The sequence below is a fragment of the Okeania sp. KiyG1 genome (genome assembly GCF_014132355.1).
Lineage (GTDB): Bacteria > Cyanobacteriota > Cyanobacteriia > Cyanobacteriales > Microcoleaceae > Okeania.
The window spans coordinates 1-23,071 of record NZ_BLZO01000051.1 but is presented as its reverse complement, the minus strand read 5'-3'; the positions used below and the strand labels follow the sequence as shown (position 1 = coordinate 23,071).

General features: G+C 37.8%; 25 protein-coding genes and 1 tRNA gene. 11 read left to right on the top strand and 15 right to left on the bottom strand.

The features are described from left to right. Positions 1 to 334: 334 nt before the first annotated feature. The 3 genes from SAGCYANO_RS09325 to SAGCYANO_RS09315 all read right to left on the bottom strand — a co-directional run bounded on the left by SAGCYANO_RS09325 (position 335) and on the right by SAGCYANO_RS09315 (position 2,433). Positions 335 to 1,270 carry a sensor histidine kinase gene (locus SAGCYANO_RS09325; protein WP_202219813.1) on the bottom strand — a complete coding sequence of 312 codons (936 nt, stop codon included), beginning with the start codon at positions 1,268 to 1,270 and terminating at the stop codon, positions 335 to 337. A gap of 258 nt (positions 1,271 to 1,528) precedes the next feature. Next, positions 1,529 to 1,681 carry a zinc ribbon domain-containing protein gene (locus SAGCYANO_RS09320; RefSeq protein ID WP_202219812.1) on the bottom strand — a complete coding sequence of 51 codons (153 nt, stop codon included), beginning with the start codon at positions 1,679 to 1,681 and terminating at the stop codon, positions 1,529 to 1,531. Positions 1,682 to 1,845: 164 nt separating this feature from the next. Then, positions 1,846 to 2,433: an L-threonylcarbamoyladenylate synthase gene (locus tag SAGCYANO_RS09315; protein WP_202219811.1), complete on the bottom strand. Its 588-nt coding sequence runs from the start codon at positions 2,431 to 2,433 to the stop codon at positions 1,846 to 1,848. A gap of 1,049 nt (positions 2,434 to 3,482) precedes the next feature. Here SAGCYANO_RS09315 and SAGCYANO_RS09310 point away from each other — a divergent pair. Further along, positions 3,483 to 4,055: a hypothetical protein gene (locus SAGCYANO_RS09310; protein WP_202219810.1), complete on the top strand. Its 573-nt coding sequence runs from the start codon at positions 3,483 to 3,485 to the stop codon at positions 4,053 to 4,055. A gap of 45 nt (positions 4,056 to 4,100) precedes the next feature. On the opposite strand, the gene prmC is transcribed toward SAGCYANO_RS09310, so the two are convergent. From prmC to SAGCYANO_RS09275, 8 genes are all read right to left on the bottom strand, one after another. Then, positions 4,101 to 5,006 (bottom strand): peptide chain release factor N(5)-glutamine methyltransferase, encoded by a 906-nt coding sequence (gene prmC, locus SAGCYANO_RS09305; RefSeq protein ID WP_202219820.1) that lies wholly within the window; start codon positions 5,004 to 5,006, stop codon positions 4,101 to 4,103. 154 nt (positions 5,007 to 5,160) lie between these two features. Beyond that, positions 5,161 to 5,910: a Tic22 family protein gene (locus SAGCYANO_RS09300; protein WP_202219809.1), complete on the bottom strand. Its 750-nt coding sequence runs from the start codon at positions 5,908 to 5,910 to the stop codon at positions 5,161 to 5,163. 873 nt (positions 5,911 to 6,783) lie between these two features. Further along, complete coding sequence (locus SAGCYANO_RS09295) at positions 6,784 to 7,404, bottom strand: RNA-guided endonuclease TnpB family protein (RefSeq protein WP_202219808.1); 621 nt, start codon at positions 7,402 to 7,404, stop codon at positions 6,784 to 6,786. Further along, on the bottom strand, positions 7,382 to 7,510 hold the full coding sequence (locus tag SAGCYANO_RS47450; RefSeq protein WP_255502512.1) for a hypothetical protein: 129 nt from the start codon (positions 7,508 to 7,510) through the stop codon (positions 7,382 to 7,384). Before SAGCYANO_RS47450 ends, SAGCYANO_RS09295 begins: the two co-directional genes overlap by 23 nt. A 63-nt stretch (positions 7,511 to 7,573) precedes the next feature. Next, the gene (locus tag SAGCYANO_RS09290; RefSeq protein WP_237396010.1) at positions 7,574 to 7,906 is read right to left on the bottom strand and encodes a hypothetical protein; all 333 of its coding nucleotides are present in this window, start codon (positions 7,904 to 7,906) and stop codon (positions 7,574 to 7,576) included. A 136-nt stretch (positions 7,907 to 8,042) separates the two neighbouring features. Then, entirely contained in the window at positions 8,043 to 8,216 is a 174-nt protein-coding gene (locus SAGCYANO_RS09285; protein WP_202219806.1) for a hypothetical protein, read from the bottom strand. A 220-nt stretch (positions 8,217 to 8,436) separates the two neighbouring features. Further along, positions 8,437 to 8,510: transfer RNA gene (locus SAGCYANO_RS09280), tRNA-Pro, on the bottom strand. A 402-nt stretch (positions 8,511 to 8,912) separates the two neighbouring features. Then, the gene (locus SAGCYANO_RS09275; protein ID WP_202219805.1) at positions 8,913 to 9,464 is read right to left on the bottom strand and encodes a GNAT family N-acetyltransferase; all 552 of its coding nucleotides are present in this window, start codon (positions 9,462 to 9,464) and stop codon (positions 8,913 to 8,915) included. Between the two features lie 73 nt (positions 9,465 to 9,537). Here SAGCYANO_RS09275 and SAGCYANO_RS09270 point away from each other — a divergent pair, with 73 nt between their 5' ends. Together SAGCYANO_RS09270 and SAGCYANO_RS09265 are read left to right on the top strand one after the other, a co-directional pair. Further along, positions 9,538 to 10,263, top strand: coding sequence for a hypothetical protein (locus SAGCYANO_RS09270; protein WP_202219804.1), 726 nt, complete (start codon positions 9,538 to 9,540; stop codon positions 10,261 to 10,263). A gap of 522 nt (positions 10,264 to 10,785) precedes the next feature. After that, complete coding sequence (locus tag SAGCYANO_RS09265; protein WP_202219803.1) at positions 10,786 to 11,631, top strand: alpha/beta fold hydrolase; 846 nt, start codon at positions 10,786 to 10,788, stop codon at positions 11,629 to 11,631. Positions 11,632 to 12,011: 380 nt separating this feature from the next. On the opposite strand, the gene SAGCYANO_RS09260 is transcribed toward SAGCYANO_RS09265, so the two are convergent. Together SAGCYANO_RS09260 and tsaD are read right to left on the bottom strand one after the other, a co-directional pair. Continuing rightward, positions 12,012 to 12,530: a GNAT family N-acetyltransferase gene (locus tag SAGCYANO_RS09260; protein ID WP_202219802.1), complete on the bottom strand. Its 519-nt coding sequence runs from the start codon at positions 12,528 to 12,530 to the stop codon at positions 12,012 to 12,014. A gap of 410 nt (positions 12,531 to 12,940) precedes the next feature. Beyond that, positions 12,941 to 14,005, bottom strand: a complete 1,065-nt coding sequence (gene tsaD, locus SAGCYANO_RS09255) for a tRNA (adenosine(37)-N6)-threonylcarbamoyltransferase complex transferase subunit TsaD (RefSeq protein ID WP_202219801.1) — start codon at positions 14,003 to 14,005, stop codon at positions 12,941 to 12,943. A gap of 142 nt (positions 14,006 to 14,147) precedes the next feature. Here tsaD and SAGCYANO_RS09250 point away from each other — a divergent pair, with 142 nt between their 5' ends. The 8 genes from SAGCYANO_RS09250 to SAGCYANO_RS09230 all read left to right on the top strand — a co-directional run bounded on the left by SAGCYANO_RS09250 (position 14,148) and on the right by SAGCYANO_RS09230 (position 19,976). Beyond that, on the top strand, positions 14,148 to 14,636 hold the full coding sequence (locus SAGCYANO_RS09250; RefSeq protein ID WP_202219800.1) for a Photosystem I reaction center subunit III: 489 nt from the start codon (positions 14,148 to 14,150) through the stop codon (positions 14,634 to 14,636). Positions 14,637 to 14,781: 145 nt separating this feature from the next. Beyond that, positions 14,782 to 14,907, top strand: coding sequence for a photosystem I reaction center subunit IX (gene psaJ / locus SAGCYANO_RS09245; protein WP_124143070.1), 126 nt, complete (start codon positions 14,782 to 14,784; stop codon positions 14,905 to 14,907). Between the two features lie 587 nt (positions 14,908 to 15,494). Further along, complete coding sequence (locus tag SAGCYANO_RS09240) at positions 15,495 to 16,307, top strand: carbon-nitrogen hydrolase family protein (protein WP_202219819.1); 813 nt, start codon at positions 15,495 to 15,497, stop codon at positions 16,305 to 16,307. Positions 16,308 to 17,029: 722 nt separating this feature from the next. Beyond that, positions 17,030 to 17,536 carry a helix-turn-helix domain-containing protein gene (locus tag SAGCYANO_RS49105; protein ID WP_307785857.1) on the top strand — a complete coding sequence of 169 codons (507 nt, stop codon included), beginning with the start codon at positions 17,030 to 17,032 and terminating at the stop codon, positions 17,534 to 17,536. Between the two features lie 55 nt (positions 17,537 to 17,591). Next, positions 17,592 to 17,771: a transposase gene (locus SAGCYANO_RS49100; RefSeq protein WP_307785856.1), complete on the top strand. Its 180-nt coding sequence runs from the start codon at positions 17,592 to 17,594 to the stop codon at positions 17,769 to 17,771. Continuing rightward, on the top strand, positions 17,755 to 18,051 hold the full coding sequence (locus SAGCYANO_RS49095; protein WP_307785855.1) for a transposase: 297 nt from the start codon (positions 17,755 to 17,757) through the stop codon (positions 18,049 to 18,051). The genes SAGCYANO_RS49100 and SAGCYANO_RS49095 overlap by 17 nt, the downstream gene beginning before the upstream one ends. Before the next feature lie 58 nt (positions 18,052 to 18,109). After that, on the top strand, positions 18,110 to 18,295 hold the full coding sequence (locus SAGCYANO_RS49090; RefSeq protein ID WP_307785854.1) for a zinc ribbon domain-containing protein: 186 nt from the start codon (positions 18,110 to 18,112) through the stop codon (positions 18,293 to 18,295). Between the two features lie 256 nt (positions 18,296 to 18,551). After that, positions 18,552 to 19,976: a cation:proton antiporter gene (locus SAGCYANO_RS09230; protein ID WP_202219799.1), complete on the top strand. Its 1,425-nt coding sequence runs from the start codon at positions 18,552 to 18,554 to the stop codon at positions 19,974 to 19,976. A 1,752-nt stretch (positions 19,977 to 21,728) separates the two neighbouring features. On the opposite strand, the gene SAGCYANO_RS09225 is transcribed toward SAGCYANO_RS09230, so the two are convergent. Continuing rightward, the gene (locus SAGCYANO_RS09225; protein WP_202219798.1) at positions 21,729 to 21,932 is read right to left on the bottom strand and encodes a hypothetical protein; all 204 of its coding nucleotides are present in this window, start codon (positions 21,930 to 21,932) and stop codon (positions 21,729 to 21,731) included. Then, a complete protein-coding gene (locus SAGCYANO_RS09220; RefSeq protein ID WP_255502513.1) occupies positions 21,919 to 22,734 on the bottom strand; it encodes a sirohydrochlorin chelatase in 816 nt (271 codons plus the stop codon). The genes SAGCYANO_RS09225 and SAGCYANO_RS09220 overlap by 14 nt, the downstream gene beginning before the upstream one ends. Positions 22,735 to 23,071 lie beyond the last annotated feature (337 nt).

The window sequence follows — 23,071 nt, the reverse complement described above, 5'->3', positions numbered from 1 at the left end:
TCTATCTAAAATGGAGCTAGTGAGGACTCCCGGTAAATCAAAGATTATACCGGGATATGAATCGCGACCAAAATAAAAACAGATACTGACCTTGATTTGCAAGAGTCTAAGTTAACACCACTCTCAGATAGAATTATGTTATAATTATGAAATAAACCATGATATGGCAGTTACAAAAGTGATTTGTCATCGAGGTTTTACTGCGGCCTTTGCAGATCGTAGAGCAAATTGACTGTGTAGGCGTACTGTCGGGGACTGGTAACAGTCTGGATAAGTGCCACTCAAGCAGTAAACCTAAATCGTGAGGTTTGGGAATCTCCCATTATAATTGCACTTATTTAACGGGAGAGGATGTCAAACTCATAGGAATAGAACATTGAGTCCGGTTAAAATCGGACTCCTCACCATCAGGAGGTGTCGCCAATACCTCTAAACGTCCATTCATTATTCCTAACAGAGTTTGATTCATTAACAACCTCATACCAGGAGAAAGCTGAAAGTCACAATTCACAACCTTTTCTGTTTTCTCCTCAACATTCTGCTTGAGTAAATCCCAAGACTCACTCCATGCACTAACTGGACGTTGATCGTCAATCCAGATATGAACATAACCAGATTCTTGTGCAGGATGGACAGAAATATTAATACTGCCTTCATCCATTTCGGCAATCGCAGTATCAACTAAACTAATCAAAACCTGCTTCAGACGAGACTCATCCGCCAAAACATAAATATTAGAGTCTGGAGGTAATATTTTCAAACGAATACTACGATTAGCAGCTTGTAAACACGTCAAATCGTCCACCGCCTCTAACACTTTACTAAGCTGAAGCCGTTCTATCTTATATTTTTCAGTACCATGCTCGGTTTTAGCCACATCAATAATTCGATCAAGCAGTTCCAAAGTTTTTAACGCCGAATTATACGCTTGATTAGCAAATTCACGTTCCTCTTCTGGGTTATCAGCTAAATCAAAAATAATTAACTGTAGCGTACTAATCATACTATTCATCGGCGATCGCAACTCATGAGAAGTTCGAGCCAAAAAACCAGCCTTAAACTTACTCATTTCCGATGCCATCTGGTATGCAAGTTGAGTCTGTTTCAATTCTTCTAAAACACCTTCTAGTCGATCTAAATTAGATACTTCAGGTGACGACACCACAGAAGGCGTTGACAAGTTCTCAGTTTTTGGCCTTAACCATAACCTACCACCTATTACCCCAAACCCTAACCCTAATGCCAAAAATAAAAAATCGTTCCAGCCCATGGGACTAAAAATATTAAATAATATAGCCTACCGTTCTTAGAAAACTACGATTATCTACATAAATCTATGATTTTCTCTAAATAATCAGTTCTATTCCTGCCTCAACCTGGCAACGTCGGCGTTATCCAGTCCGCAAGCTGTCACGGTCGAACTGACCGCCTGAGCTAGATTTAAACTAGCATTTCCGTTTGTCATCCTCCGCAAACAAATCTCGTTCGCCCTAGCGTTGCCGAGCAATCACAGCTAAAATTGCAGTGTTCACAATTTGATTACACGCTCTGATCGAGGCAGAGACTCTTTAATCTTTCCACAGTTAGAGCAAGTTTTGGAACTAGGAAACCATCTATCAACGACGGTTAGCTCAGAACTATAGAACTCACACTTGTAGTCGCCCCTGTCTTCTGAACTCATAAAAACCCCGCTCGGTAACAGCCTTAGCTAGTTTATGATTGGCCATCATGCTTAATATTGTCATACTTCTATTACTATCTGGCTGTGATTTTTAGCCAAATAGGATGTCAATTTATGCAATTTATCTTTGATTATACCAGATTATGGGCAACAGTTACTAGCCCTTAAAATTTTAACTTGACCGCTCCCTGACGTAGGATTTCCCAACAACTAATTTCCTTCCACTTAGCAACAGTAGAAGGAACTCCAGAAGCCAAGATTATCTCCTGTTCATGGGACAATACCAAAACATCTGGAAATTGAGCATTAATTTCAGCCATTCGACCCAAGGGAGGTTGACCTGAGAAATTAGCACTTGTAGTAGCCAAAGGCCCTGTTTGAGCCATAATTTCCCTAGCAATATCGCAATTAGGTATCCTGATTCCAATAGTAGTTGGGTCAAAAGGGTTCATTTCTCCAGGAACTATTTCCGAAGCTGGCAGCACCAAGGTTAAAGGTCCAGGCCAATACTTCTGAGCAACCTCTTGCCATAACTGCAACTCTTCATCACTCCCTCGAACATAAGGCCACAAAGATTCGGGAGTTGCCCCCATCAAAATCAAAGGTTTATCTGGACTACGACGTTTTGCTTGAAAAATTAAATCTGCTTTTTGAGGAAGAGCCCCTAATGCTGGTACAGTATCAGTGGGAAAGCTGACTAGATTACCAGAAATTGCTCCCTCAATGAGAGTCTCAATAGATACTAAACTCATTTTTAGTTTTTTGATTTTTAATTTTTTGAAAATTATAGGTAATTTTAGCATCTCTGGGAGAAAAACTCTCAGCCCAGAGAGCTTAAGAAAATGAATTGAGCCTCAAATTAAATTATTTCAACCAGTTGCCCTCATAAATAAAAATAAAAGCTTTATCTTAACTGCGACCCTTCAGTTGAAAAATTACAGCACTTTTGTCAGGTCGAGCTGCCAGTTGTGGTACAATATCATTAGGAAAGCTAACTAAATTACCAGAAATTGGTCCCTCAATTAGAGTTTCAATACAGACTCAACTAATTATTTGATTTCATTTTTCATTTTTTAATTTCGCAAAAAATATAGGTAATTTCAGCATTTCTGGGAGAAAAAAACCTCAGCTCAGGGAGCTTAATAAAATGAATTGAGCCTCAAATTAAATTATTTCAACCAGTTGCCCTCATAAATAAAAATAAAAGCTTTATCTTAACTGCGACCCTTTAGTTGAAAAATTACAGCACTTTTGTCAGGTCGAGCTGCCAGTGCTGGTACAATATCAGTTAGGAAAGCTAACTAAATTACCAGATATGGCCTCCTCAATTAGAATCTCAATACAGACTCAACTGATTATTTAATTTCATTTTTCATTTTTAATTTCGCAAAAAAATATAGGTAATTTCAGCATTTCTGGGAGAAAAAACTCTCAGCTCAGGGAGCTTAATAAAATGAATTGAGCCTCAAATTAAATTATTTCAACCAGTTGCCCTCATAAAAATAAAAGCTTTATCTTAACTGCGACCCTTAAGTTGAAAAATTAAATCAGCTCCAGTTAATCAAGCTGACAATGCTAGTACAGTATCAGTAGGAAAACTGACTACATTACCAGAAATTGCTCCCTCAATTAGAATCTCAATAGATACTAAACTTCATAACTTTACTCTCTAAAAAAATTTTAGATTTTGTTTGAAAAAAATAGGCAAATTTATAGCAGGGAAAGTAGAATTGGAATAGTATTTATATCATCCAAATATTGATAAATACTATGTTTTACCTTTGACCTATCCATCAAATCTATGAGTAATTCTGAACAAAAGAATTGGAACAAAAGAATAAATGTTTTTTTAATAGGTATAGCTATTCCTGTAACTGGCATACTTGTAGCCATTTTCGTTCCAGAAATTAGATGCTCTTTAGGAATAGCACAAAATAGTTGTAAGAATAAACATTGCAAAAATCTATTCCAAGAAGGAAAAAGAATTGAATTCAAATATAGACCTATAAAGAAAGACCATATAGAAGTTGGAGAAGTTGAAATTCGTCAAGTCATAGATAGAAGTAAAGCAGATGGAACAACAGAAGTAGAAGGAAAGGCAACTCTTCTTGAGCATTCATTTCCAGTAGACATAAATCTTGAAGTTCCATTATTATCAGAAAATTATAATTTTCCTAATAAGAAAAATCACGATCCTGTAAACTTCGATATTAAAATCAACAATGAAACAGGTAAATGGAAATTACGTTGGGCTGCCAAAGCAGGTGTTTTAGTAGGCGAGGATGGGACATGTGAAGATGGAAAAGCCACAATATATATGGACCACCCCATAGTAGAAAGAGAATATAAATTAGTATTTCAACTTATTCAATAACAAGACCCTATGAAAATTTTTTGAAGCTCAAGAAAATAATAATTGCTACTTCAAATAAGCCATAGCAAACCGATCGACACCCTCAATATCCGAAAAAATCTCAACCCGACAATAAGCTCCATTATCCTGCAACATTTCAGCAACCTTATCCCCTTGCCCACTCATCATTTCTACCAACCAAACACCACCAGAAATCAAATATAGTGGAGCAGTTTCAATCAAATATCTAATACAGTCTAGGCCATCAGGACCACCATCAAGAGCAAGATGAGGCTCATACTCCCTAACTTCTACTTGCAAACTAGAAACCATATCGCTAGGAATATAAGGAGGGTTAGCCACCATTCCACTCACTTTACCCCGCAAATGCTCCAATGGTTCCCACCAAGAACCTTGACAAAAATTTATCTTGTTCCCTAAACCCAATTTTGTCCCATTCTGTCTAGCAATAGCTAAAGCTTCTGGACTACAATCTACAGCATAGATAGAAGCCTCTGTCAATACTTCTGCCAGCCCAAAAGCGATCGCCCCACTACCAGTTCCCAGATCCACCCAAATTCCTTCTTGAAGATGGGACACATTATGAGTAGCTGCTACAACCAAATCGATTAAACACTCAGTTTCTGGCCTTGGTATTAACACCCCAGAACCCACATTCAAAGAAAAATTCCGCCAATAAGTAACCCCCGTTAAATATTGAAGCGGAACCTTTTCATTTAAACGTCTATACCAAAGGTTATTCAACTCAACTAAAGAAAGTCGCAGTCGAATATGAGGCCAATTTTTAAAAGACTCTAAACGAAGCGTTAATCGATCTAGTCCAGCAAATTCTTGCAACAACCAATCAACCTCAGTAACACAGATACCTGCCTTTAAACCATCACCCCGAGCACTGCGATACCATTGCCAAAGGTCTAGACCTGAAACTACACACTCTGAAGAAAAGTCCATCAATCGCGATCGCTTAAAATCTCAATTTTAACTTATTAAAAAGCAAACAGCAGTTCAGCAGTTCAGCAGTCAGCTTTATGCTCCGCAAATAGATATCTAATTCTATACACAAATTTTTAGGCGCTCTAGCTGATAGCTGATAGCTGATAGCTACTTAATTACCAGACTGTTGTAATTGTTGTACAAACTCCAAAGACTCCCTTGGAGGAATAAAAATAATTTTTTCTAAGAAAGGATCGTCATCTTCCTCCAATGCCTTAATCACACCCTCAAGATTCACAACCTCAATTTTCACAGAAGAAAAAACATCAGGTTGTTGAGTCTTAGCTCGCTCCAACATTCCCTGTAAATCTTCCTTATTAAAAAACATAGGAATAACTTGCTGTTCCCCACGTTGAATAGTTAAATATCCATCATCAGGCCCACCTTTAGCTATAAACAAAGGTACTCCAGTGAACTGGTTAACATCCTGACCATTTTGCTGAAGTAACATCTTAGCAGATTCAACCTGCCTTCTAATTGGAACATAAGCAAACTGTAGCTTTTGCCCATTCTTCTGGCTAGATTGGCTCATTTCATAAACTTCACCCAGAGATACAGGCACTACCTTAACCGTAGCTGCCAGATCTGGATTTTCTCCTTTTAATTTTTCTACAAAAGCATCTGCATCACTCTTACTAATAAAAACCCCTGCCACAGAAGAATTTTCATCACCTTCTTTTTTCACAGAAGCTACAAGAGGAGAGCCATTTTGATCGGTGATTGTAAATACAGGAACAGGAGTTAACTTCTGTAGTACTTCTTCTGCAGATAATGCTAGTGCAGACATCTCTTTGACAGAAGGTCCAATCAAAGTGCTGGCCACTATTCCTAACACTGCACTTAAGCGAACTAATGATTTCATAGGTTCTCCATTTTATTTAAAAAATATAGCAAAAACAAAAGTTATGAACATCAAATAACTTATAGTAGAGAGATGAAAAATTATGTTAATTTATTCAAAAAGCAACTAAAAAACATGATTTAATCTTTTTCAATTTTTATTTTTTATATATCGATATTAATCATCAAAATATTTATTCCATAATTCCTCAGACATCCCGAGCTTTTTATCGTATAAAAACATAATTTGACTGTCATTAATTAATTATATAAAATCATTATTTTTCAGAAAATTAAATGATAAAATTGAACTATTACTTAATTTCAAACTGCCTTTGAATTAATCATTAAAATAATTTAATTTTATGGTTTAATTGCACTGACTATAAATTATCCAAAATTGTTATCTTAGGTCAAAACTAATCTCTGGTTGATTTACTAAATTCATCAATTGAGAATCATTGGAGTATGATTTATGGAAAAAAAGTTATATCTATAGGCGAGTATAACACAATTTTTTTATTTGCTTAAGCTAAAAATAAATAAAAACATAGTAGTTTACAGATATTGACTTCTCCCCGCGATAAATCGACGGGGATTCTAAAAGGATACTGCGATTGGGGGTTAAAACCGCATTGCTTCGCGTCTTTTTAGCTGACCAGAATTTTAACTTCACAGGACGAGTCAAAACACCCCTAGACACTCGAGTTCAATCAAAATTAAGTGTCGTGCTTACGAATTGATTCAGTGCACGGCTTTTCCCAAGACCGCACTGAATCGCTTTACGAATTATATTGGCTGCACCATTGGCATCAGCATTAATATACTGATGATTACCGGTTTGATACAAACCTCTTTTTCTTCGTTTTCCTGATGCTTGCCACCCTTTCCTAGGTCATGCTACGCAAACAGGTTTTTCACCGAAAATAGGTAGCCAATCATTATCTAAAAACGAAGCCTTGGAAGTATAACATTCCTCCGTTTCTATAAATTTAATCCCGTATTGAGAACATAATTGAGCTATACGTTCTTTAAGTTTAGCTGTAGGAATTGATACAAAAGATTGATTGGTCTTTTTTCCTAAATTACTCTCTTTTTTTTGCTCTTTATTCCATCCAAAAACAATAACTCCAATCTGATTATCCAGACAGTGATTAATGACCATTTTCGCTGCTTTGTTCACAGCATCCCTCATTTGTCGATTCCGTTTCTCTGTGATCTTAGCTAACCGTTTTGACCAAAATCCAAGGGGTTTCCCATCTTTGATAATTGACACCTGCTTGTTATACCAACGATTAACAGATTTTAGGTGTTTTCCATCAATAATCAAACTTATACCGACGTTAGAAACCGCCGCCAACCAATTGTTTAATCCTGGATCTACTCCTAGTACATAGTCGGAATTTAACTTAACTTTTTGACCTTCAATCTCATAAATAAATTCAGCATAAAAACATTGATTTCTGGGCAGGATTCTCAGTTCTTTGATGTCATTAAACATTAAATTTGATGGCATACATAAAAAAACTATCAAAGCCAAACCATTGTTTAACCCTTCTCCCCAAAGGAATTCTAATCTGATTACCTGTTAATCTTAATGCTTGTTTGGGATAAGTTACCAAAGCTAATCCTCCCTTTTTTCTATATTTAGCCAGCTTTGGTCTATCAGTTAGTTCTCCTTGTTTCTACTTTTCTGGTATTGGACGATGCTGAATTAACTTTACCTTTCCTATTTTGGGCAAATTAATTTGATTTTCTTCTATGCAATTTAGTTTTATTTGAGGATAAGTAAAACTGCGATAACCTCTTTTTCCTTTGAACCTTGGTTTACCTAATCGCTGCCCGTTTTTGTCTGCTTTAAACCATCTATCAAAGGCAAGTTTTACTCGTTTTATGCAATCCTGGCATACCTGAGAGTGAATTAGCTTGTATTCCGGAAATTTGTCTTTGGTATTTACCAAATCTCGTGTTTGAGAGTAATAATCTGGATTATCTCTTAGTTGAGGAATTGGCATCACTAACGGGCAAGCCTTAACTGGACAAAGGTTTTCTTCCCACCTAGATAACCTTTCACCGAAAAACTGGGTAGTTACGCCTCCTCTTTTAAGAGGATAAAAAAAAGAATATTCCGTATTTTTAATCCCAAAGCTGAAGCTAGAGGTACTGATAACTGATAACTGTTAACGCAGTTCCTCCGGAGGAGGCTAACAGATAACTGAAATGACCCAACCAATAGTTGTACTGCCGATGCAACAATTCCAAGCACAATTCTATTGTGGCTAACTGTTTTTTATTGGGCCTTAATTTATATTGGTAGGCAGTCAGCATAGTGGAAAATTTCCGGGGTTATTGCAAGATAATCATACAAGTTTTTCTACTAGGGCGAAAGCTTTAGAGGATTAGAAAATACAACAGATTTAATCTCAGCAAAGTATAGCTGTTGCTGAAATATGGCCCGCATCACAATAGTATCATTGAAATTTCCGTACTTAAGGATGAGGTTTTAAATATTTGTACCTCATTTAACTACTGTATTTTGCTGCAAGTATCGGGATGACAGGATTTGAACCTGCGACATCCTGCTCCCAAAGCAGGCGCGCTACCAAGCTGCGCTACATCCCGGCTGAACTATAAAATTATTATAGCTCAATTTTTACAAGTTGTGCAAAAAATTCAAAAAATTTTACACCAAACAAATTGGTCCATATACTCATTGACATCCTCCCGACGCTGACCTGCTCATGCAGCGCGGGATTCCCATCCATCATTCAAACAGACTGTAGGGGCAAACGGCCGAAAGCTTGCGCATAACTATCGTTAACACCCCTACTGGAATGACTCAGGGCAGGTTGACACCTCACTGGAAAATGCTGGCTTGCCTGTAACCACCCTTCCTCCGTGTCCGATAAATAATCGACCAGTGCCCCTCGGCGACTTGATTAAAAAGCGATAGTAGTCTCAACCAAATTCTAGATTTATTATATTAATATTTGGTTAATCATATTTTGATAGAACCAAAAACAGCTAATCTGGATACCAGAACATTCCTTTAATTCCTTCTGGGTCAGGAATAAAACCTAAATTTTGGTAAAAATCAACAACATGAGGGTCAGCAAATAAGGTAATGTTGCTGATGTCCTCGCTACGAAGTTTTTTGATAATGTACTTCATCAATGCTTTCCCCAAGCCCTTACCTTGGACATCAGGATGAACAACCACATCCCAAAGAGTAGCATTAAAAGCATGGTCCGATGTTGCTCTGGCAAAGCCAATAAGTCTTCGGTGACTGCCTCGCATCTGCCACATAGAGACAACAAGAAAACTATGTTGAATGGCCTTTTTCACCTTGCGTAAAGGGCGACGAGACCAACCAACAGCATTACAGAGTTCTTCAAGTTCATATATATCTATGTCTCGATCTGTACTAAAAAATATACGTCCAGTACTTCTATTAGGTGAATGAACAGCTTGAGAAGAAGCATTTCCTTCCCCAATAGTAGTGTATCCCTCATAATCTGGATTTTGAGGGGGAGATGTTGGCTCAGAGCCGGTAAACAAATTTTTCCAAAAACCCATGCAGGCGTGGTTAAGTTAGTAGAAGTTGGATGACATTATTAGATAGTATATATCCCGTTCCCTCTCTTCGATTATGGCTCCGGGTTTAAAATCATCAACACTAGAACTGCTAAGGCGCTTCAACCGAGCGTTTCCACAGTTTTATGAGCAATTTGTCAGTAGTGATATCCAACTGCAAAATTTGAAGTTAGCATATCAACTGTATAAAAGTAAACAAGCTGTAATAGAACTAAGACCAGAAGGCAGCAAAAGTGCCCTGCACTTTACCTACCGAAATCAATCATTTTTGCTCAGTGATATTTTTGGTGTCTTAGCTGCCTATGGACTAACTATTCATAGCCTCAGTCTTTATGGACAAATTTACCCACCGATGTTGGTCTTTATCAAATTAGTAATATCTCGGGGGGGCAAAGCACTAACAGAGAAAACCTCAGAAAATGTTTGTCGTGCCATTCAAGAATCATTGGCAGGCCGTTTCGAGGTAGAAGAAATGTTAGCTGTAGAATTTAATCTAGATAGTGGTTTAGAAGAAGTAGCGACAGAATTTTATGTCGATCCTGTATTTCATCTACCAGCACTACTGATTGAAGCAGATAATCAACCAGGTCTATTCTATAAAGTTATGTATGCCATCTGGCAAGAAGATTTGTTAGTAGTTAACGCCAACCTATTAGTTTGGCGTGGACGAACTCGTCTTATTCTTTACCTTTTGGGTCCAAATGAAAGTTTGATTCCAGAATACTTAGGCCAAAAAATTGCTGAAGGTATGCGACAAAGATTAATGGGAGAAAGATACTGATAATAATTAATAATTAATAATTAATAATTAATAATTACCTCTCTTTATCTTTGAAAAGAAGAAGATTGACGTTGTAGGGAAAATTTTTTCTTTTATCTTGGCCGACCATCGACCAAGAGAGAAAAAATTTTCCTTTTATTCAATCCTATCCGTTTTAGAAAGAGGTAATTAGGGCTGGCTGATTAAATATGAAATGATTGACTGATATAGGTTGTAGCGTTTAAGGAGCGAAAAAAAGTACCATATTTTAGGCATATATTCCTCAAAAAGGAGCGTATTTGCGGATATAGTTGGGCAAAATAATCTGGGGATAATTTTTCTGAGTACCTCCTCTATAACTCCCTACTCCCTACTCCCTACTCCCTACTCCCTACTCCCTACTCCCTACTCCCTACTCCCTACTCCCTGCCTTGGCAAAAATACTTTTGAGCGCAAACCCTAATTATCAATTATCAATTATCCATTATCAATTATTGAACTAGAGCTTGCTATACCTTTGTCAATTAAGGATAAGATACAAATATGGCAACTATAGATATCCAAGGGGTTCCACACGCCTACGAATTGACAAACCCCACTAAATACCCCCATGTACTTATTTTTATACATGGCTGGCTTTTAAGCCGTAACTACTGGCAACCTTTAATCCAAAGACTTTCACCAGATTACCAATGTCTATCTTACGACTTGCGTGGATTCGGCGATTCTCAAATCCACTCAACCCAACAGAAATTAGCTTTCAACTACAGTCCCGCAGCTTATGTAGAAGACCTGACAATATTATTACAGAAACTTAATATATCTAGTGCCTGGCTCATTGGCCACTCTTTAGGAGGTACCATTGCCTTATTAGGAGCAAATAGAATGCTCGATATTATCAAGGCAGTAGTCTGTATCAACTCTGGTGGTGGAATTTACATTAAAGAAGAATTTGAAAGATTTAGGTTTGCAGGGGCACAAATTATCAAATTTCGTCCTAGTTGGCTATCTTATTTACCTCTGATAGACTTAATGTTTACAAGGACTCAAGTGGCCACACCCATCTCTCGTAAATGGGGACGACAACGAATAACTGATTTTGTTAGAGCATCTTACGAAGCAGCTCTGGGGACATTATTAGACTCCACTACAGAATCAGAAGTTCATCGCCTGCCACTGGTAGTATCACAATTGAAGCAACCTGTTTATTTTATTGCTGGAGCAAAAGACCAAATAATGGCTCCTAAATATGTACAACATTTAGCTAGTTTTCACTGGATGTTTCAAGGCCATGGTGGAAATGTCCTAGAAATTCCTGAATGTGGTCATCTAGCAATGTTAGAACAGCCTGATGCTGTGGCTGACCATCTCCGAAGTTTTTTACAATAATTGGGGTTTTCTGAAAAATTCTTTTGGTAGGGGTAGGGGTCATTTAAGTTATCAGTTATCAGTACCTCTACAATAAAGAGGCTTGAAATCTGAAATATTCTCTTTATTTTATCCCCTTAAAAGGGGAGACTATTGACCAGAATTTTTAGGTCAGAACTAAGGATAAATGGGAATCTTAGAAGAGATAGTGGGAAGAATTGTCACTTTATTTATATTCTTATCAAACAGGATTGGGTCGCGCAACCCCGCCTTTTAAGGCGAAACATTTTTGGAGAAAATCTCAAATCCCCGTTACAAAAATAACTTCTGTACGGGCGTTAACGATAGTTATGCGAAGCAAACGGCCGTTCGCCCCTACTGACTTCTGACTTCTGACTTCGTTAATCACTCCTATCATTTTTTTTTGCTTCTTCAATATGAAGTCCAACAATTACAACATCTCGCTTCATACCATCTAAATTAGCCACTTTTGGTAAATAACCCCAACGTTGAAAGCCAAACTTATCAAATAACTTTAAACTAGGTTGGTTATGAGCAAATATAAAACCCAGTAAAGTATTAATCCCTAATTTAGGACTGTACAAAATTGCCTCTGAAAGTAATTTTTTTCCTATTCCTTTACCTTTATATTCAGGAGCAATATATATACTCACTTCTGCTGTAGCTTTGTATGCAGCTCTGCCATAAAAAGACTGAAAACTCAGCCACCCAACAATTTTTTCATCTAATTCCATAACCCAAATTGGACGACTATCAGGTGAGTGTTCTTGATACCAAGGAATACGACTTTCAACCGAAATACATTCTATATCTCCAGTAGCAATACGACTAGGAATTGAAGCGTTATAAATTTCTACAATTACAGCTAAATCTTTTTCTTCAGCGTTTCTAATTTTCATTACTGATGTAGCAGTCTTAATTTTAAATTTTGCAGAAAATAGGTTCAATAATTAATAATTAATAATTAATAATTAATAATTAATAATTAATAATTAGGGCTTGCGCTCATAAAGCTAAAAGTCAGGATAGCTTACGTTCATTAATTGATAATGGATAATGAATAATGGATAATTACCTCGGCTTTTAACCGTTTTCTCCTTGCTTATGAAAGGCTTTAAACTGAATGGGGATTAATTATCAATTATCCATTAGTATTGGCTCTTATCGGCCTCAAAATACTGAAATTTTCTGCTGAAATTCAAGAAAATTTCTTCACATAAAATGGCCGAAACCGTCCCCCGTCCCCCCCTCTCCGCGTCCCCGTATCCTACTCCCCGTATCCTACTCCCTGTTCCCTATTCCCTGTTCCCTAGCGCGTAGCGCTATACAACTCCATCACATCTTTTATAGCCATTCGAGAACTAGCTCCTAAGTTCAGAGATGAAATATGGCCTCGACTCAGATGGTCAGCCGCCGCACAACCAATCATGGCCGCATTATCTGTACATAATTTGAAGGGAGGAAACAGTACCTGCAAATTATTCTTGCTTGCTGCTGTACTTAAGTTTTGTCGCAACCCACTATTTGCAGCGACACCTCCACCAATAGCAATTGTATTTAATCCATAATCTAGCGCACAGGCGATCGCTCTTTTTGTTAACCCTTTCGCTACAGTTTCTTGAAAACTAGCTGCAATATCCCTAATTATTGGAGACTCAGGTAATAACTCATTGCCCTCTGTTTCCAATTTTTGAATTAATCGCAAGACAGCAGTTTTTAGTCCACTAAAACTACAATCATAAGGATGATAGCCACCTTCGGGTAAAGAAATTTTCCCTTCGGGTAGAGAAAAAGCCGATCTATTACCCTCTGCTGCCAATTTATCAATTACAGGACCTCCCGGATAGCCAAGTTTCAATAATCTAGCCACCTTATCAAAAGCTTCTCCTGCAGCATCATCCCTTGTTTGGCCTAATGTTTCATACACACCACAATCTTTAACATAAATCAAACTTGTATGGCCTCCAGAAACCAACAAACAGAGAAAAGGTGGTTTTAATTCTGGTTGACTAAGATAAGTCGCGTAAATATGACCTTCTAAATGATGAACTCCCACAAATGGCTTTTTATGGACAATAGCCAGAGTTTTCGCTGCCGTTATTCCCACTAACAAAGCACCAACCAAACCAGGGGCGCAAGTAGCTCCAATACCATCAATATCTGGCCAATCTAAATCTATCTCTATAAAAGCCTGAGCGATCGCCTGATTGATTATTTCTAAATGTTGCCGTGAAGCTATTTCTGGCACCACACCTCCATAAAAACTGTGAATATTAATTTGTGACTTTACGATATTACTTAAAACTTGACGATTCTTAACAATCGCCACAGATGTTTCATCACAACTTGTTTCTATAGCTAAAATTGTTGTCATTGACTGATAAATTTATAAAAATAGCTTGATTACTGTCAGCTTCAAATTTATCATTTCCATAAGAAAATCCCTACTTTCAGCTTAATCTAGCTACAGAAGTATGGGTAATTGTCAACACTTTGTAATAAAAGGAAACAATTTTATGAGACGATTGTTGGCTTTAGTTTTAGCCATAAGTCTTTGGGTAGCTGGTGCATCAGCAGCATCAGCATATAACTTGGTGCCATGTTCAGAATCACCTGCTTTTCAGGAACGAGCTGAAAATGCTCGCCCTACTACCGCCGATCCAGAATCTGGTAAGAAACGATTTGAACGTTATTCACAAGCACTTTGTGGAGAAGACGGACTACCTCATTTAATAGTAGATGGTAGTCTGGATCGTGCTGGAGATTTCCTCATTCCTAGCATTTTATTCCTATATATTACAGGTTGGATTGGTTGGGCTGGCCGTTCCTATCTACAAGCAGTTAAATCTGGTAAAAATCCAGAGGAAAAAGAGATTATTATCGACGTTCCTTTAGCAATCCAAAAAATGCTAGGTGCAGCTCTATGGCCAGTGTTAGCATTAGGAGAATTTACCTCTGGTAAAATGTTTGCTGAAGAAAACGAAATTACTGTTTCCCCACGCTAAAACATCAACTAAGGAATTAATAAAAACTAAGTAATTGTAATTAGTATAAAAATACTAATTACTAACTGTAACAGTTCCAAAACAATGTTTAAAAACATTGTCTAAACAATACCTGATTTGACAATCAGTTTTAGGAGAAATATTCATGCAAGACCTACTTAAGTATCTATCAACAGCCCCAGTTTTGGCCGCAGCCTGGATGATTATCACAGCCGGAATTTTAATTGAGTTTAATCGTTTCTTCCCAGACTTACTTTTCCACCCAATGTAAAAGCAAAAAAGTTAACTCAGATTGGTCTGGATTAATCTAAAGTCTGAAATAAAATGTAGATTAAATTCTGAATCGATATTCAGATGAAAAATAGTGGTTAATTCAGAAATCAAAATTTATAGACTAATAGTCCGTCAAGCAAACAATGATGAGTATGTTGAGTATCAAAGCCTTATAAATAAGTGTTATTGAGAAATAGTAACTTATTACATATAACTTGATAGACTACTACAGTTGAAAATCTGATTTCTGAAACCACTTTAAAATTTAGCTATTGCTAACTCAGTTATCATCTTGAATAAAAAAGGAACTTAAGCTGAAGGTAGAGAAATAAGGGTGATAAAAATGATTCATTAATTGATAATGGATAATTACCTCTGGTTAAAACCGTTACAGAATTGAATATAAGGAAATCAGATTTCTTTTTATCCTTGCTCATGAGAGGCTTTAAACATTTGGAGATTAATTATCAATTATCAATTATCAATTATCCATTACTAAACAACTACCTTTCGATCGGCGAATTTGCTATAAATAATAAGGCAAATATCAAAAGTTCCAGCATAATAGCTGAAAATACAGACTTAATGAAATCCTATCTCGCAGCAGCAATATCAATGACAAGTGTGCCTGACTTGTCAAAAAATCTAGCACAGGCAGAAGAATTAATAGACTTAGCAGTCCGTCAAGGCGCAGAGTTAGTTACCTTGCCAGAAAATTTTCCCTTTTTGGGTGAAGAAAAAGAAAAAATTGCCCAAGCAGAAGCGATCGCTACAGAAAGTGAAAAATTTCTCAAAACAACGGCTCAAAAATTCCAAATCACAATTCTAGGAGGTGGGTATCCAGTACCCACAACAGATGGCAAAGTTTATAACGTTGCATCCCTCATCGATACTAATGGCCAAGAAGTAGCTAGGTATGAAAAAGCACATTTATTTGACGTTAACTTGCCTGACGGTAATACCTACCGAGAATCAAACACTGTCAAAGCAGGATTCAAGTTACCTTCAGTCTATTCATCAAAAGATTATGGGAATTTAGGCATATCAGTATGCTATGATGTAAGATTTCCTGAACTCTACAGACATCTCTCAAATGCCGGGGCTGAAGTCCTATTCGTACCAGCGGCCTTCACTGCATATACAGGAAAAGACCACTGGCAAGTATTGCTCCAAGCACGAGCAATAGAAAATACCTGTTATATCATTGCTCCAGCTCAAACAGGAAACCACTATGGCAGAAGACAAACTCATGGCCATGCAATGATAATTGACCCTTGGGGTTTAATTTTGGCAGATACAGAAGATAAACCAGGAGTAGCAATTGCAGAAATTAACCCATCCAGATTAGAACAAGTTCGTAGACAAATGCCATCCCTAAAACATAGAGTATTTACTTAAGACAATCTCCTGATGTTTAATAATTAATAGATATCTCCAGAAAATAGGGGATAGGGAACACCGGAGCAGGGAGAAACAATTGATAATGTATGGATAATAATTGATTTTATTTTTGATTCTTGGAGATGTCTAATAATTAATAATTAATAATTATCTCTCCTGAAAACGCATAGGATTAGTAAATAGGATTTTTTTTCTTTATTTATTCAAAGAAGAAGCTTGAAATTTTAATTATGAGGTAATTTTATGGCGTTGCTGAAATGTAATGATAAGCAGGTGAAGGTAAAATTGAAAAACTTATGTTTTGCTTTGATACTCGATCGAGACTTACCCATAAAGAACACATATAATAGGGGTTAACGGCCGTCAACCCTCACAAAGCCTAAACCTTAAAAATAGTGTATAATTTCGTCTTGAGTGTAAGTCCTGTGAATCTAAAAAATCATTACCACTCAGCAACGCCAATTTTATTACTATCTTTTCTCTTATGGGTTGAATACCTAACTTTCACTCTCTGTATCTATCAGTTTGCCCTTAGTTTGATTAAGCAAAGCGACAACTTTTCAGTATACTCATCCACTTTTCCAGTTCTTGGCTGCTTGATTGTTCCTTCTTCAAATTTACCGAAAATTTGGGGTATGCGCCTCGCCCTTCTAGGGCGACTTTTTAGTTGATTTTATTTCTATAAATATGTTATCATACTGTTAGTTTAAATAGGAATTATGAAAGCTAGATTTAAGTATCGTATATATCCAACACCGGGACAAAAATACCGATTAGCCAAGCTATTTGGTTGTGTCCGTGTTGTGTGGAATGATAGTCTAGCTTGTTGTCAAGAAAAGTATAGCTCGGGAGAGAAGAAACCCACGAATTCTCAACTACAAAAACAGTTTATTACTCAATCGAAAAAGACTGAAGACAGAGAATGGTTATCAGAAGTTTCTGCTATACCATTGCAGCAATCTTTGAATGATTTAAACCGTAGGGGCAAACGGCCGTTTGCCCCTACAAATTTTTTCAAATCGACTAAAGGTCAAAGAAAAGGCAGACCTATTAAACCTCCTAAATTTAAAAGTAGAAAGTCAAAGCAAACTGCTAGGTTTACAAAGGGAGGGTTTAAAGTTGGTCAACATAAAATCTATTTAGCCAAGATTGGAAAGCTGAAAATTGTATGGCCTGTGAGAATTACCTACTGCTCCATCATCAGTAACAGTAATCAAAGATTGTAGGGGCGATTTCCTGCGGAATGCTGCGCAAACGCGAATCGCCCCTACTAGATATTTCTTGAGTTTTGTAGTAGAAATACAACCAGAAGTATTACCTAAAACTGATAATTCAGTAGGCATAGATTTAGGTATTAAAACTTTTGCTACATTTAGCGATGGTACAAAGGTTGATGCTCCTAAGCCACTGAAGAAACGAATTAAGAAATTAAGAAAGGTAAAGTTTGTCATTATCTCATAAAACTAAAGGGTCAAAAAGGTATGAAAAAGCAAGGGTTAGAGTAGCTAAATTCCATGCCAAACTGAAAGATACAAGAACAGATTTTCTACATAAATTATCTACTAAAATAATTTGTGAAAACCAAACAGTTGTTTTAGAAGATTTAAACGTTTCTGGTATGGTGAAAAACCGTAAATTATCCAAGGCAATTTCAGATTTAGGATGGAGACAATTCAGAACATTCTTAGAAGGAAAAGCAGAAAAATATGGTCGTGATTTTAGAGTAATTAGTCGCCCTTGAGCCTACTTCTCAAATTTGCTCAAATTGTGGCTTTAAAGGTGGGAAGCTAGACCTGAAGGTGCGAGAATGGGAGTGTCTAAACTGTGGTGCAAAACATGATAGAGACGAGAATGCAGCGATAAATATATTAGTCGCGGGCGGGCAGTCCGAGACAAAAAACGGACGTGGAGGCAAGCGTAAGACTACTGCAAAAGTAGCAGCAGCCTGTGAGGCGTCAACCCGCCGAGGGGCTTCGGCTCGGTAGGAATCCCCGTGCCTTTAGGCCGGGGAGGATGTCAAAATAGTAGCCTAACGAAGAAAGAATCAAAATACTTTAACTATTGAGATATGCTGTGCCGTGGTTAATCTTTAACTTCTCCAAACATAAACCTCTTGATTTCCTCTCCCTAACCTCAAATTAGATATCTTTTATACTCATCAAAAATATTTTTATAACAAAAGATTAGCGATCCGTGCCTAAAGTCCTGTTACATTAAGTCAAGATGATTTAGAAAAACTTAATGTTTAGTTCAATAGCAGGGTTTAATTGTTTGAATGAAATTTTCCTATTTCCATTATCAGGCAAATTTCAACCGATACTAGCCACAGTAACAGAAACAGAAGCAGAAGCCGAGCCAGCAATGGTAGTTGCAGCAGTGCTTTTGAGTCTAGTGGCAATTTACATAGCCAGTAAAGCAGGGGGCGAATTTTTTAACTGGCTAGGTTTTCCACCAGTATTAGGTGAACTGGTAGGAGGTGTAGTTATAGGTATTTCCGCCCTAAACCTGGTAATCTTTCCAGAAAGTGGGGCAGATAGTTCCACATCAGTAATTATCAGTATTTTAGAAGCAACAGCAGGTTTAGCCCCTGACGCTGCAGAAGCTACATTTCAAGTCCAAAGTGAAGTCCTCGAAGTTCTCTCCGAACTGGGGGTCATCATTTTGTTATTTGAAATTGGCCTAGAGTCCAATATTAGAGACTTAATGCAAGTAGGTATTCAGTCCCTAGTTGTAGCAATTGTGGGAGTGACATTACCATTTGTCGCTGGTACAGCAGGAATGATGATGATATTCCATGTCTCAGCAGTGCCAGCAATTTTTGCAGGAGCAGCTCTGACAGCAACCAGTATTGGTATTACTTCCAGGGTACTAGCAGAAATTAACCGTCTCAATACCCAAGAAGGTCAAATTATTTTGGGTGCCGCTGTTATAGATGATGTTTTGGGTATTATTATCCTGGCAGTAGTAGCAAGTTTAGCAAAAACTGGCGAAGTTGATGTAGTCAATGCCGTCTATCTGATAGTTAGTGCCAGCGTATTTTTGGTAGGTGCAATATTGCTTGGTCGTTTCTTTAATGACACCTTTGTTTTCTTTGGTGAAAAATTTAAAACTCGTGGACGAGCAGTTATTCCCGCTTTGACGATCGCCTTATTTATGTCCTACATTGGTACAGCGATCCATTTGGAAGCCATATTGGGAGCTTTTGCTGCAGGATTAGTTTTAGATAACTTGGATCAAACAGAGATAGGTAGAGAATTAGAAGAACTAATTCGTCCTATTTCTGATGTCGTCGTTCCCATTTTCTTCGTCACAGTAGGGACAAAAACCAATCTTGGAGTTCTCAACCCAGCTATTCCTACTAACCGTGAAGGTTTAGTTATCGCGATCTTCTTAATAGTTGTTGCTATTGTGGGTAAGGTTGCCTGTGGTTTTAGTGTCTTTGGTTTAGATAAAATTAACCGTTTAGCTGTTGGTGTTGGTATGGTGCCACGGGGTGAAGTTGGTTTAGTTTTTGCCTCAGTTGGTTCTGCTAGTGGCGCTTTATCCCCTGCTTTGGATGTAGCAATTATTCTCATGGTTATTATTACAACATTCTTAGCACCGCCATTACTGCGAGTAGTGTTCGGAGAAGGAGAAGCAGAAGAAGTAGCTGAAACTTCTGGGTAGTTATTTGCAAAAGGTTGATTTTTTAGCTAAACCGCCGAGAACCCTCACACCATAATTTTAAATTTGGTGTAAGATGAATCGGTGGCAAATTGAATGGGTTCGATGCCCATTCAATTTGCATACTATCCCAGCAGAAGCTTTCGCCCTAGTTGAAAAACTTGTATGATTATCTTGCAATAACCCTGGAAATTTTCCACCATGGGCACTGCCTACCAATATAAATTAAGGCCCAACAAAGAACAAACCGCAGTCATAGAAATGTGGTACGAACTCATTCTTGCCCGCACTGCGGTATTTTCATAGACCGCGACTTATATCAAATCCGGTTAAACAGCCATAGAATGGTTAAGTTAGGAGGAGTCAGGAGTTGTAGGGGCGATTCGCGTAATTAGGAGCATTCCGGAACGGAAATCGCCCGTACAGGAGTCAGGAGGAGAAAGAATTACAAATATGAGCGTAGTTATGACGATTGAAGAATTTTTTATGTCCAATTAAACGGATTTGATATTAAATGCAGCAATAAATATAAAAAATAGGGCGGTAGGTCATTCCGTCCTTAAAGCACGCGCTTGCCCGACGGAATACTGGGGCTGCGAAACGAGAGAGCTTACACTATAGCGCCAGCGAGCGTGTGGGAGTATGTCACAGTTCTCTTCTATAGAACCCATTTGAGAACTATTTAAAAAGAGGTGGGTAGGTGAGGAGATCAGCTCACAAGGTAAGATTTTTACTTTCTGGTTTTGGCAAGACTTAGAGGACAAGGAGGAAAAGGAAGACTTGGGAGAAAAAAGCGTAGACATTATATTATGAGTTTGAGTCTATTTCTGCTTACAAGTTCACTTTCCCTCTTTGTCTACTTTGTCTAACTCCGGTTATTCATCTCAATGTTGCTTGGAGACCCGCGCTCTCCATCCCCCCTCGCCCCCCGCATCATTGGGGGAAACAAAAGGGGAGCGTCGTCTGCGAAAACCAATCAATGTTGTGGTTCTTAAAATAATATGCTATTCTCAACAGAATAAAGCTGCCAGGCTAGTAGTGTCTAGGGGAGCCGTCGGTAGCGAAGTAATGTGGAGCGATCATACAGCGCTTTTCAGATTGATGAACCACATCATCATAACCAAAACCCTGTAGGGGCGTTAATGATAGTTATGCGAAGCAAACCGCCGTTCGCCCCTACTGTGGTCTACCCAAATGAAAACCGCTGTAAGACCGAAAAGAGGTTCAGCCTTGGAGGCAGGTGTTATGTTTTGCTAGCGCATAACTATCGTTAACGCTTTCCTGCGGAATGAAGGGCGCAAACGCGACATATTTGCGGAGCATGACCATAGGAAAAAGCGCAGCTCCTCGTCTAATTATTCAACCGGACATGATATGATATCATGTTAGGATAATCAGTTATATCATGTCCGGATGATTAGTGATCAACAAAACTTTCTCCTTCTTCTTCTTCCTTCTTCCTTCTTCTTTCTCCCCTCCTGGGAGGGGTTGGGGGTGGGTTGACTCTGACTCCTCCGTCGTTATTTATTTATAACTGTTCAACCGGACATGATATTATAAATAAAATTTCAGAACTGACAGTACCGAATAAATACTGAAATTATCTTGAAATACTGAAATTATCTTGATTTTTATCCTTTCTTCCCCTCCTGGGAGGGGTTAGGGGTGGGTTGGGAGGGGCGAGGGGTGGGTTGACTTCTGAGTTCCCCTCCTGGGAGGGGCGAGGGGTGGGTTGACTCCTGACTCCTCGCTAACTTATTTATAATTATTCAACCGGACATGATATGACTCCTGACAAAAAAACTTAATCGCCGACTCAAACATACCAATCCGTCTGTCGCCAACGCGGGGTCGCACCACTGTTCCCTGTTCCCTGGGAGTATAAAAATGCTCTTGTTGATTCTCTTGAGAATCTCTAAAATTACCCTCTAATCGCTGCTCCCTTCTATTCAGCTTCACCGAAGTTAATCAAGTCCAAAATTAAATTCGCTAACTCATCAGTTGCCCCAAGAGGTGGGGTCAGATAGAACTTAATAGTGGGATATATTTGAGTAAATTGATTGACTGTATCAGCGATCGCATCAGTAATACCCCCATTAAACAGAAAATAAGGTAAAATCCCAATTCTTCGATATCCTTGTCCAACTAAAAACTCAACTTTTGATTTCAGGTCGGGAGAAACAGACCAATAAGCAGTACAAACCAAAACTTGACAACTACTTTCCAGAGACTGGGATATTTTTTCCACAGGGTCATTGCCACCAGGACGACGACTACCATGAGAAATAAGTACCCAAGCATCAGCAGTCACAGAAGTTACTTTTGTCGCAAGTAAACCTGCCATTTCTGGATGGGAACCAATATAGGGGCAGAGAGTGATTTTAGTTTGACTATCAGTTTCAGAGTTAAATTTAGATTTGGACTGACTTTTTTCCTCTGCTTTAACCTTCTGCTTGAATGCCTCTATTTCTGCTGGAATATCTTCAGTAACATGAACTCCAGGTAATAGAAATAAAGGAATTATTTTGAGTTGACTAACGTAGAGCGATCGCCCATATTCCCAAAAATCTTCAATTTGTTCGTGCAAAGATTTAAGCCCCAGTTCTAAAACCCCTGTACCAATCAAAGGATATTTGAGAGTATCATTACTTGTAAAATTTTCAGTTAAATTTATTTGCCTAGACAAAAGTCCAGCTAGTGTCTGTAATTCTAGGAGCGGTCGTGGGTCACGACTACCATGAGATACTAAAAATAGGTTGATAGCAATTTTAACTTTGACCTAATTATAGATAAATATATATTAAGTAAAACTTGGGAACAATTTTAATCCTGATTTAGTTGAAAGCTGTATCTTTCTTAGTACACATTAATTCTATCAACTTTCTCCAGATATTGGGTAAAAGTCCAATCAATCCCCTTTAAATGAGTTAATTCTGTTTTGTCCAGTATCTCTGCAAATTGTTTAATTGATAATTAGAAAACTTACTTTACGGCCAGTTAATATTGGTAACTGTATATAGAGATAAAATCTTTTCGAGAATAATCTGCTATAATTATCATAAATATAAACATACTAAGGAGCAAAAAAATGGCCAAAG